This window comes from Mycobacterium sp. 1165178.9 (assembly GCF_001673555.1).
Taxonomy (GTDB): Bacteria; Actinomycetota; Actinomycetes; order Mycobacteriales; family Mycobacteriaceae; genus Mycobacterium.
Window position 1 is genome coordinate 1 of record NZ_LZMB01000066.1, and the last position, 10,952, is coordinate 10,952.

13 protein-coding genes and 1 pseudogene are annotated in these 10,952 nt (G+C 65.0%); 5 read left to right on the plus strand and 9 right to left on the minus strand.

Annotation, left to right across the window (positions count from 1 at the left end; translation table 11 throughout):
* Together A5652_RS03355 and A5652_RS03360 are read right to left on the minus strand one after the other, a co-directional pair.
* The coding region (locus A5652_RS03355; protein WP_156745130.1) for a DUF222 domain-containing protein at positions 1-252 on the minus strand (252 nt) is incomplete at its 3' end.
* 59 nt (positions 253-311) lie between these two features.
* Positions 312-602, minus strand: a complete 291-nt coding sequence (locus A5652_RS03360) for a hypothetical protein (RefSeq protein WP_067346618.1) — start codon at positions 600-602, stop codon at positions 312-314.
* Positions 603-695: 93 nt separating this feature from the next.
* Here A5652_RS03360 and A5652_RS03365 point away from each other — a divergent pair, with 93 nt between their 5' ends.
* The gene (locus A5652_RS03365; protein WP_067346620.1) at positions 696-1,064 is read left to right on the plus strand and encodes a hypothetical protein; all 369 of its coding nucleotides are present in this window, start codon (positions 696-698) and stop codon (positions 1,062-1,064) included.
* Here the strand turns inward: A5652_RS03365 and A5652_RS03370 are convergent.
* The 5 genes from A5652_RS03370 to A5652_RS03390 form a co-directional block, all read right to left on the minus strand.
* Entirely contained in the window at positions 1,061-2,320 is a 1,260-nt protein-coding gene (locus A5652_RS03370; RefSeq protein ID WP_067346637.1) for a cytochrome P450, read from the minus strand. The two genes, A5652_RS03365 and A5652_RS03370, sit on opposite strands and share 4 nt — an antisense overlap.
* A gap of 180 nt (positions 2,321-2,500) precedes the next feature.
* Positions 2,501-2,986: an NUDIX domain-containing protein gene (locus tag A5652_RS03375; RefSeq protein ID WP_067346622.1), complete on the minus strand. Its 486-nt coding sequence runs from the start codon at positions 2,984-2,986 to the stop codon at positions 2,501-2,503.
* 6 nt (positions 2,987-2,992) lie between these two features.
* Positions 2,993-4,348, minus strand: coding sequence for a wax ester/triacylglycerol synthase family O-acyltransferase (locus A5652_RS03380; RefSeq protein ID WP_067346624.1), 1,356 nt, complete (start codon positions 4,346-4,348; stop codon positions 2,993-2,995).
* A gap of 62 nt (positions 4,349-4,410) precedes the next feature.
* Positions 4,411-4,794, minus strand: coding sequence for a DUF1330 domain-containing protein (locus A5652_RS03385; protein WP_067346626.1), 384 nt, complete (start codon positions 4,792-4,794; stop codon positions 4,411-4,413).
* 46 nt (positions 4,795-4,840) lie between these two features.
* Complete coding sequence (locus A5652_RS03390; RefSeq protein WP_067346628.1) at positions 4,841-5,698, minus strand: SDR family oxidoreductase; 858 nt, start codon at positions 5,696-5,698, stop codon at positions 4,841-4,843.
* Positions 5,699-5,798: 100 nt separating this feature from the next.
* Here A5652_RS03390 and A5652_RS03395 point away from each other — a divergent pair, with 100 nt between their 5' ends.
* From A5652_RS03395 to A5652_RS03410, 4 genes are read left to right on the plus strand one after another with little or no spacing between them, the layout of a single operon-like run.
* Positions 5,799-6,884: a dihydrodipicolinate reductase gene (locus A5652_RS03395; RefSeq protein ID WP_067346640.1), complete on the plus strand. Its 1,086-nt coding sequence runs from the start codon at positions 5,799-5,801 to the stop codon at positions 6,882-6,884.
* The gene (locus A5652_RS03400) at positions 6,881-7,384 is read left to right on the plus strand and encodes a VOC family protein (protein ID WP_067346630.1); all 504 of its coding nucleotides are present in this window, start codon (positions 6,881-6,883) and stop codon (positions 7,382-7,384) included. Before A5652_RS03395 ends, A5652_RS03400 begins: the two co-directional genes overlap by 4 nt.
* Complete coding sequence (locus tag A5652_RS03405; RefSeq protein WP_067346632.1) at positions 7,381-8,154, plus strand: SDR family NAD(P)-dependent oxidoreductase; 774 nt, start codon at positions 7,381-7,383, stop codon at positions 8,152-8,154. Before A5652_RS03400 ends, A5652_RS03405 begins: the two co-directional genes overlap by 4 nt.
* A gap of 8 nt (positions 8,155-8,162) precedes the next feature.
* The gene (locus tag A5652_RS03410; RefSeq protein ID WP_197513728.1) at positions 8,163-8,759 is read left to right on the plus strand and encodes a TetR/AcrR family transcriptional regulator; all 597 of its coding nucleotides are present in this window, start codon (positions 8,163-8,165) and stop codon (positions 8,757-8,759) included.
* A gap of 7 nt (positions 8,760-8,766) precedes the next feature.
* On the opposite strand, the gene A5652_RS03415 is transcribed toward A5652_RS03410, so the two are convergent.
* Positions 8,767-9,756: a D-2-hydroxyacid dehydrogenase family protein gene (locus tag A5652_RS03415; RefSeq protein ID WP_067346635.1), complete on the minus strand. Its 990-nt coding sequence runs from the start codon at positions 9,754-9,756 to the stop codon at positions 8,767-8,769.
* A gap of 82 nt (positions 9,757-9,838) precedes the next feature.
* A pseudogene (locus A5652_RS03420) lies at positions 9,839-10,948 on the minus strand (short-chain fatty acyl-CoA regulator family protein); the annotation flags it as partial.
* Between the last annotated feature and the right edge of the window lie 4 nt (positions 10,949-10,952).

Here is a 10,952-nt window from a genome sequence, read left to right on the forward strand (position 1 = left end):
CCGGCGCGCCACCGTGCTGATCGTGTGGGCGTTCGCCGATGAGCAGCCCAGCTTCCAGGCCACCAACGCCGGCACCGAGCGCGCACCGGTCATCCCGCACAGCCCATCACGCTCGATCTCGGCCACGATCTGCACCATGCGCCCATCAATCGCATTGCGCTGACCGGCCAACTCCGCCATCTCCTCGAACAACACCTCAAGACGATCCTTCGGGCGCACTTCGACGCTGGCTGCGATCGCGGTCAGGGACATGACATCAGCATTGCAGGGGGGTACGACAAAACTCGCCCACCCATTACAGCGGCGGCTACTCAGCCATCGATGTGCGTCGGCGGGTCGGCGAAGGTGAAATCCGTGGGCTGCTGGCCGGGGCCCATCAGATCGCAGTGATTGTCGGGCACGAGGTAGGAACTCATGCCATTGGGAACCAGGCGGGTGACGGCCACACAACGTTGCCAAGTGCCGTCGGGCTGGACGGGTCCGTCGCACTTGCTGAGTACGGGTCCCCCGTACACACAGCCGGCGCTTGCCGGCGGCGCTGCGGCGACCAGCTCCGCGGCCATCAATAGGCCGGCTAATCCTGAAACGATGTGGCGCTTCATGGTTGCCTCCCGTCAACGACGCTACCGCTCGCGCGAGTGCGAACACACGGTTTAGCCGCGTTTGATCCCCACCGGAGCGGGCACGCGGCATCAATGTCAGTCACAACCTTTCAAGACCTGCCGTTGGCCGATCGTGATCGCAAATGGGATGGCGGCGCGGCCGAAAAGCGGGTGCGTAAATGGGCCGATGCACAGGACGGTCCGAACCAGAAATACCGCAACGCGCACGTCTGGTACGACGCCGACAAGAAGGACAAGTTCACGGGCTACAAGTTGCTGATCGCCGACATCATCGACGGCAACCTGAAGGTCGTGCCGCGCGGCGTGATGGCGGCGGGCGCAATCATGGACGGGGCGCGGGGCGGTATCGACGTGCCGAAGTCCGATGTTGATCGGATCAAGGGGCACTTGGCGAAGTACTACAAGAAGATGGGTGAAAGTCCGCCGTGGGAACGGGGCTAGACCCTGACCATGAGTTCCGATAGCCCGCGCAGCGTGACGTTGGGCTTGTACTCGGGCTCACCGTCCAGTCGGGCCTTGGGGAAACGCGCCGTCACCGCCGACAGGGCGACCCCGGCTTCCAGCCTGGCCAGTGGCGCGCCCAGACAGTAATGCGCGCCACGACCGAACCCTAAGTGCCGCAGCGTTTTCCGATCCGGGTCGAAGACGTCGGGCCGGTCATATTCGGCGGGATCGCGCTGCGCGGCGGCGGTCAGCAGCATCATGATGTCGCCGCCGGGCACCTCGATGCCCCCAATGGTCATGTCGGCGCCGGCGGTTCGCGCGATCATCTGCACCGGCGGGTCATAGCGCAACGTCTCCTCGATGACCGCGGGAGCGCGGTTGGCGTCGGCGCCGAGCGCGGTCCATTGCGACGGTTGGCGCAGCATTGCCAGCACCGCGTTGCCGATCAGGTTCACCGTGGTCTCGTGGCCGGCGACCAGCAACAGGACGCAGGTGGAAACGATCTCCTCGGCGGTCAATTGGTCGCCCGACTCCTCCACGGCAATCAGACCGGACATCAGGTCGTCGCCGGGCCTCGAACGTCGCCGGTCGATCAGATCGTGCAGGTACTCACGCAACCACGTTCCGGCGGCCATCCGTTCTTTCAGGTTGTCTGACGGCGTTCCGGTGAAGGCGACGAACGGGTCGAGTGACTGCGCCAGCAGCGCGGACACCCGGCTGAATTGCGGCTCGTCCTCGAGGGGCACGCCGAGCAGTCGGCAAATGACCGCCACCGGCAGTGGGTACGCCAGGTCTTCCACTACTTCGAACCGCCCCTTTTCGGCGATCCGGTCGAGCAACCCGTCGATCAGCGCGGTGATGTCGGGCCGCAGCGCGCTCACCACCTTGGGCGCGAACGCCTTGCTGACCAGGTTGCGCAACCGGGTGTGGTCCGGCGGATCCAGAAACAGGAACCCCGGGGGGCTCGGCGGCGGCGCCTCGGCACCGGCCTCGATGAGCTGGCGGGTCTGCGCCTCAACCTGCGCGCGCCCCGCTGTCGAGTTGTTCCTGTCGTTGCTCGACGACGGATGCCGCAAGGCGTCGTCGCAGTCACGGTAAGTCGAGAACACCGCGAGGTTGCCCTGCGGCAACGCGAACGACCCGCGTTCACGAAACTGCGCGAACAGCAGGTAGGGGTCCGCACGTACCGCCGGGTCCAGCAGCCGTACCAACAGTTCGTCGGGTTTCGTGGACTCGGCAGGCGCGGTCGTCATCCCGACATTGTGCCCGCCTGCGGCGGCGCCCCACTCAGCGGCGCAAGAACTCACCATGTGGCCGGCCAGCGCCGCTCCCGCGTCCTTCTCTAAGAACTGCCCGGCACCGTTGATCACTGGGGTGTAAGGGAAATCGGGTACATCGTCAAACCGGCCGCGGGTGTTCGCAGCGTCTGCATGTCATGTCCCTTCGGATAGCCCGGCCAGGGCCGGGTCCGCCATCAAGCGATCGAGAAAGCCGTGCTGACTTTTCAGCAATTTGACGCGTGCCGTTGCCACCGCGAACCAGCCCACGCGATCGACTTCGGGAAACTCCCGCAGCGTGCCCGATCCTTTCGGCCACTCCAATTCGAAAGTGTTGCTGCGCGCGTCGGCGATGTCGAGGTCGCTGTGAACGGCGTAGACGGTGACAACTTTGCCGCCGGATTGCTTCAGCTGGCCGAGGTCGATGCGGGGCCCGGCCGGCACGGGCAATCCCAGCTCCTCGGAGAACTCACGCTGCCCGGCCGCCCAGGGATCCTCCCCGTCGGTGTACTCGCCCTTCGGGATCGACCACGCGCCGTCATCTTTGCGGGCCCAGAATGGCCCGCCCGGATGCGCCACCAAGACCTCGACGACGCCGTCGCGGGTCCGGTACAACAACACACCCGCGCTCAGTCTGGCCATCGAGTCCTATTCTCCCACAGCGCGTTCCAGATCCTTGAGTGAGGACTCCAGGTGCGCGAGCAGTCGTTGCAGGTGCGGCACGCTGCGCCGGCACCCCACCAGGCCGAAGTCCAGATTTCCGGCGTTGCTGGCCAGCGTGATGTTCAGCGCTTGGCCGTCCAGCGCGATGGACAGCGGGTAGTTGCCATCGAGCCGTGCGCCCCCGTAGTAGATCGGCTGCGTCGGGCCGGGCACGTTCGAAATGATGATGTTGAACGGCGGTGACGTCGAAGACACCCAGCCCGGGACCGCCGCCAGCGCCAACGCTGACGTATTAACGGCTGACAGCGCCAGCGCTTGGAACCGCGGCAACTGGGAGAACACTTTCTTGTTGCTGCGCATCGAGTCGCTGATGGTCAGCAGACGCTGCGCGGGGTCCTCGGCGTCGGTCGCGAGGTTGCACAGAATGGCTCCGACCAGGTTGCCACCAGCGTCGGCTTCTTCCTCGGTGCGCAGGCTCACGGGGACCATCGCGATAAGCGGTGTGTCCGGCAGCGCATCCTGCTCGAGCAGGTAGTAGCGCAGGGCGCCGGAGCACATCGCCAGGACGACGTCGTTCACCGTGACCCCCGCCGCCTTCTTCACGTTCTTGATGCGGTCCAGTGACCAGGACTGCGCCGCGCACCGGCGGGCGCCGCCGATCTTGACGTTCAACATTGTCTTCGGCGCCGCGAAAGGCAACGTCAGTTGCTGCTCGAACAGCGCCGCGCGCACCAGCCCTAACGTTGAGGGAGCCAGTGCCGCAAGGGATCCCGCCGTGCGGGCCAATGAGCTCAATGGAGATGAAGTACTGGATTTGCGCTTCGGTTTACGCAGCGTCCACGGGGCGCGAATCTCGTGGTCCTCGGGGTCGGTGGTCAATGCGCGCTGCATCAGCTTCTGCGCGGAGACACCGTCGATCAGCGCGTGGTGCACCTTCGTGTAGATAGCGAATCGGCCGTCTTTCAGGCCTTCGACGATGTGCGTCTCCCACAGCGGACGGTGACGATCGAGCAGGCTGCTATGCCACCGCGAGGTCAGCTCCAGCAGTTCGCGAACCCGCTTAGGCGACGGCAGCGCCGAGCGTCGGACGTGGTAGTCGATGTCGACGGCGTCGTCGTACGACCAGCCCAGGTTCGCGATTCCGCCGACAAAACTCGCGGGATGCTTGCGAAACGTGGGCTGGAAATCCCGCTGATCGGCCAGGCTCTTATAGAGCTCGCGAACGAACCCGCGGCCGGCGCCCGGCGGCGGCTCGAACAACTGCAAGCCTCCGACATGCATGGGATGTTCGCGAGATTCTCCCAGGAGAAAGATCGCGTCGGTGGGCTTTATCAGTTCCATCCACCTATTAGACCCATTTCGGCCTGATCCGGAAAGCTCTCGCGAGATCGACCGATGTCAGCTCATTGGGTGACGACCGACCATGTCGAGGTCGCGATCAGATCTCCGCGATCCAGCCCCGCGGCGCGGTGCTCGTGCACCTTGGCGTACTCCTGGGTGGTCACCATGTCGATGAAGGCCTGCGGGGTCGGGTACTCGACGACGAGAATCGCGTCCCACCAAGGCTGTTGGCCCTCCCCGATGACCACCGACGGGGCACCCCCGGCATAGCGCAGCGTTGCACCTACGCGTTCCAGGTGTGGGGCCACTTCTCGGCCATATTGCAGGTAGCTCTCCAGGCCGCCCTCGGGCTTGAACTTCAACAAGTTGACCATCACCACCGGCGCATCAGACGGTCGCGCCGCGAGCGCGGCGAACTGCTCGGGCGTGGGCTTTAATCCGCTCATGTGAATCTCCTTGCGCCGTTTCTTTCTACGAGCTTGCGGGGCGTCGTTACAACAGATCCGTGATGGTCTTCAAGCCGGCCTCATAGAGCACGCCGGGCAGCATCCCTCCGTCGCATTCAATGGTGGTTCCGTTGACGAAGTCGGCCTGTCCGCCGGCGAGAAAAACGCAGACCCGCCCGACTTCGGCGACCTCGCCGGCGCGGCGCATCGGGACTGCGGCGAAATACTTTGCGCCCTCGGGGTCGTCCTTGGGTAGCACGAAAGATCGGAAGTTCTCCGTCATCGTCGGCCCCAGGGCGATGCAATTGACCCGCACGGCGGGTCCCCACTCTTCGGCCAGCGACCGGGTGAGGTGGTTGAGGCCGCTTTTGGCCGCCCCATAGGAGACCAGGGTGGGGGATCCGGCCGGATGCCCGGCCCCGCTGGAGATGTTGATGATGCAGCCGACACCGTCCTGGGCGTGCATCTGCCGATAGGCGCGGATCGCGAACCACAGCGGGCTGATCAGGTTCATTTGCACGGCGAAGGCATGAAACAGCGCCGTGCGCGCGTATTCGTCATCGTCGGCGGGCGCGCCCTGAATCCGTTGCACCAGTTCGGGAATGCTCTCGGCATGCGGCGCCGGGACGGTGCCTCCGGCATTGTTCACCAGGATGTCGACTCGACCGTGGGTGGCCACAACGTCGGCGACGAACGCGTCGATCGAGCGATAGTCACCCTGATCGCACACCCTCTGGGAGGCGCGGTCCGCCCAGTCCGGCTCGATGCCGGGGATGGTGTCGAGCGGTGACCGTGAGCAGCCGACCACGGTCGCACCGGCGCGCAGCAGTTCATGGGCGATGCCCACGCCCACGCCGCGGCTGGTGCCGGTGACGATGGCGATCTTGCCGTCAAGGGCGCTCATCAACAAACCCTCTCACAAACCGTTCGTTGTTGACAGTCACTGTCACCAAGTCATAGCCTGCCAATTCATTCGCGCGCACCGTCCGTCCGGGAGGTCAATGATGGGTAGCCCAGCCAAACTCCGTGTCGTCCAATGGGCCACCGGCGGCGTCGGCAAAGCGGCGATCGGGTGCGTGATCAATCACCCGCGGCTGGAGCTGGTGGGATGCTGGGTACATAGCGCGGACAAGAACGGTGTCGACGTCGGCCGGATCATCGGGACAGAAGACCTCGGCGTCACCGCCACCACCAGCATCGACGAGATACTGGCGCTGGACGCCGACTGTGTCATGTACAGCCCGCTGATACCCAACGACGACGAAGTGATCGCCATCCTGCGGTCCGGCAAGAACGTGGTCACACCCGTTGGCTGGGTCTACCCGGATCCGGACAACAAGCGTCACCGGGCCGTCGCCGAAGCCGCGACGGAAAGCGGTGTGACGCTGCATGGTTCGGGCATCCACCCTGGCGGCATCACCGAGCGGTTCCCGCTCATGGTGTCCTCGCTGTCGTCGGCGATCACGCACGTGCGTGCCGAAGAGTTCTCCGACATCCGCACCTACAACGCCCCGGACGTGGTGCGCCACATCATGGGGTTCGGCGGTACGCCCGAGGAGGCCACTCAAGGGCCGATGGCCGGCCTGCTCGAAGCGGGCTTCAAGCAGTCGGTGCGGATGATCGCCGATCACATGGGCTTTCGCATCGATCCCAACATCAGAACCATCCAGGACGTCGCCGTGGCGACCGCCGACATCGACTACGACCCTTTCCCGATCACGACCGGCACCGTGGCCGCGCGCCGGTTCCGCTGGCAGGCGCTCGTCGATGGCGAGCCGGTCATCACCGCGGCGGTCAACTGGCTGATGGGTGAGGAGAACCTGGACCCGGCCTGGAATTTCGGCGGCCGGGGTGAGCGCTTTGAGGTGGAGATCACCGGCGACCCCGACGTAAGCCTCACCTTCAAGGGTCTGCAGCCGGAGACGATCGCGGAAGGCCTGGTGAAGAATCCGGGCGTCGTGGTCACCGCCAACCATTGCATCAACGCCATTCCCGACGTCTGCGCCGCCGAGCCCGGCATCAAGACCTATCTCGACTTGCCGTTGTTCGCCGGGCGTCCGGCTCCCGGGCTCGCCGCGGCGAAGTCATGACCGAAAAGAGTGTGCTTGACGACGTGTCGTTCTGTCATCTCGTCGTCGGCGTCACCGACATGGACCGCGCCCTGGCGTTCTACCGCGATGTGCTGGGCATGGAGATGATCTTCGAAACCCTCATCTCCGGGGAGCCTTTCGACGCGGCATTGCACTCGAACCGTAGGCACGAGGGCCGGGTGGTCGGCGGGTTGCTGGGCGGGCTGATGATCGAGCTGTTGTCGATCGGTGCCGACCCACCCCAACAGCGGCAGCGGCGCGGCATCACCGGGATTCACAACGTGTCGCTGTCGGTGACCGATCTCGATGACTCCCACCGCCGCGTCATCGACGCCGGCTACACCCCCGACCAGGAGCCCTTCGAGATAGGCGGTGTCCGAATGTTTTTCGTCAAGGATCCGGATGGGACGCCGGTCGAGTTCATCGAACTGCCCGCCGGGGCGCGGAGTACCTACGAAATGCACCGGGGCGTACCCCTGCGGATGGGGCCTGCCCGATGAGCTACAGCCACCTCGATTCGATGCGCGGGCATGTGGCGATCGTCACCGGTGCCGCTCAGGGCGTCGGAAAGGGCGTCGCCACCGCGCTGCTCGAACGCGGCGCGCAGGTGCTGCTGGTTGACATCCAGAACGAGGTCCTGAACCGCACCACCGCCGAACTCGAGACGATCGGACCGGTGGAACAGCTCGTCGCCGATCTGCGCGACCCGGACAGCGCGCAGCGCATCGCGGCCGCGGCTGTAAACGCCTTCGGCACGGTGCACGGCTTGGTCAACAACGCCATCGCCACCAACGAGCCCAAAGCGTTTGTCGACATCACCATCGAAGACCTGGCCCTCGGCTATGACGTAGGCCCCCGCGCTACGTTCCTGCTGATGCAGGCCGTGCATCCGTTGATGGTGGAGGCCGGCGGCGGGTCGATCGTCAACCTCGGTTCGGGCACGGGCACCGGCGGGGAGCCCAAGTGGGGCGGCTACGCCGCCGCCAAGGAGGGCATCCGCGGGTTGTCAAAGGTGGCGGCGCTCGAATGGGGGCGCGACAACATCCGCGTCAATGTGATCTGCCCCTTCGCCGAATCAGACGGCGTCAAGTTCTGGAAGTCGTTCGCGCCCAAGGAGTACGACAAGGCCGTGGGGCGGGTTCCGATGAAGCGGATAGGGGACGTTCGGACCGACGTGGGTGCGCTGGTGGCGTTCTTACTGGGCGATGATGCCACGTTCATCACCGGACAGACCATTCACGTCGACGGCGGGATCGGCTGCTTCCGATGACCTTTCCGATCAGACCCGAGTCGCTTCGCGACCGGCAGCGCGCACAGATCCGGGCCGAGATCCGGCGTGCGGCGTTCCGCCTGTTCGTCGAGCGCGGGTACGATGCGGTGACCACCGAGGAAATCGCCACGGCCGCAGGTGTTTCCCCGCGCACGTTCTTCCGGCACGTGCCGGCCAAGGAAGAGCTTCTCCTCGCACCAGTGCGCTACGGTGGCGCCGCGATCGTCAACCTCCTCGAGGGGCGGCCCGCCGCCGAGTCGCCCGACGTCGCCTTGATCAACGCCATCATCACCCGGACCCGCTCATTCGAGCAGGCCGACACCGAAGAGTGGCGCGAAGCCCTGCTGATGGTTCCCGACCTACTTGACAAGGTCACCGTGCACCGGCCGGCCGACAAGGAGCGGGCGACCAAACTCATTGCCGAACGGATGGGTGTCGATTCCGAGGCCGATCTCCGCCCGGGGCTGCTGGTCCAACTGGCCTTCGCCGCAGCAGACTTCGCGTTCCAGCAATGGGTGCGGCAGTCCGGGAAGCCACGGCCGTTGGACCGTTATGTCGCCGATGCGTTGGACGCGGTCCGAAGCCCGCACTGGAAACGGAAGTGAGCCGGTCTCAGCGCCGCTGCACCACTTCGGGATTGGCGATCCGGATGGGCGCCCCGTCCAGCCAGGCCACCACTGATTCCACGGTGTCGGCGTAGAAGGCACCCAGCATTTCGCGCGTGACGTACCCCAGGTGGGGAGATAGCGTGACATTTGGAAGCAGCCGCAGTCGATGGTCTTTCGGCAGCGGCTCGGTGTCATAGACGTCCAACCCGGCGCCGGCGATGCCACCGGTTTGCAGCGCGCCCAGCAGCGACGCCTCGTCGATGATCGGGCCCCTGGAGGTGTTGATCAGGTAGGCGCTGGGCTTCATCAGTGCCAGCTCGGCTCCGCCGACCAGTCCCCGGGTGCGTTCCGACAGCACCAGGTGAATGGAGACCACGTCCGAGGATTCGAAAAGCGTGGCTTTATCGACCCGGCGTGCGCCCGCGCTGGTGGCGGCGTCCTCGGTCAGATTTTGGCTCCACGCAATGACATCCATGCCAAAGACCTTGGCGTATTCGGCCATGCGTCTACCGACTCTGCCCAGGCCAAGAAGCCCGAGTGTCTTGCCGGACAGGGTCACGCCCACACTGGTCTGCCACCCCCCGTGACGCATGTTGCGATGCTCGTCGGCGAGATTGCGCACCGTCGCAATCATCAGCCCCCAGGCAAGTTCCGGCGTGGCATCGCGCATTGACCTGAACCGGGGATGGGTAAAATCCGAATGCGCCACCAGGATCGAGTGTTCGCTGGCCGCGGCTATGTCCAGGTTCGGCAGGCTCCTGCCGACGATCGTGATCAGCTTCAGGTCCGGTAGCCGCTCGATCAAGGTCCGCGGAAACGCCATGCGCTCGCGCAGGGTGCACACCACATCAAACGGCAGTAGCGCACCGACGGCCTCGTCCTCGGCAAGGTGCCGGTCGAAAACGGTTACCTCGGCCCGCTTTTGCACCGGCGTCCAATCGGCAACCTGCAAGGCCACACCGGCGTAGTCATCGAGAATCGCTACCCTGGGCATGCGGTCTCCCCACTCCCGTGCATGGCTCACTGGAACACTACGTCGCGGGTGGCGTCAAGACCGCGACCCGACTTGACCACGCTCAGACCGTAATCACCGGCGGATAGGGCAGATCCGTGCTGCTATGCGGGTCTACATGCGCCGCCCGGCCGAGATAGGGGAAGGCGCGTTGCGGACAGGCGGGCCGGTCGCAGATCTTGCAGCCCGCGCCGATCGGCACGATCGACTCGACGTTGTTCGGATCGATCCCGACGGAGTAGATGAGTTTCCCGGCGTGGGCAACGTCGCAGCCCAGGCCGATCGCGAAGGTCTTGTCCGGACCGAGATAACGGCTTGGCTCGCTCGTCGTGGTCCTGGCGATCCAGAAGTAGGTGCGCTCATCGGGCATCTGCGCGACTTGGGTCAGGAACTGTCCGGGCCGGGAAAACGCGTGATGCACAACCCACAGGGGACAGTTTCCGCCGACACGGGAAAAGTGAAATGCCGTGGCGGACTGGCGTTTTGAGATGTTTCCCGCGCTGTCGGTGCGGACGAAGATGAACGGCACGCCGCGGGCGCTAGGTCGTTGCAGGGTGGACAACCGGTGGCAGATGGTTTCGAACCCCACCTCGAATCGCCTTGCCAGCTGGTCGATGTCATAACGGACGCTCTCGGCGGCATCGAGAAATCTCAGGTAGGGCAGCAGCAGCGCGCCGGCGAAATAATTGGCCAGCCCGATGCGGGCTACGCCGCGGGCATCGTCGCTGAGCTGATCGTCGCCGGCGATGATCCCGGTGATCAGCCTGGCCTGGGTCAGCAGGGCGATCTGGGTGGCGAGCTGAAAGGCGCGTTGGCCGGGGTGAAGCCACCGGGCCAAATACACGGTCTTCGATTCGGGCGCAAAAAGTCGTTTGGAGTTGGGATCCAACGTTTGGCCGTCGTCGATCACCACCGTGACGCCCAGCTTGGCGGAGAGTAACGCCGCGAGCTGACCGTCGAGACCGCCGATGCGCAAACGGTGCTCGTTGAATAGGTTTTCGGCCGCAATATCCAGTTCGCCGATGTAGTTCTTGCGGTCGTAGAAGAAGTCCCGAACCTCTTCGAAAGGCATCGGCTGCTGCGACGGCGTCGAGCCGTCGACGTTGGCGCGACTGTGCAGTGCTTCGAGATCGGCGGTGGTGTCGTGCAACCGACGGTGCAGGTTGACCCGCGTCTAA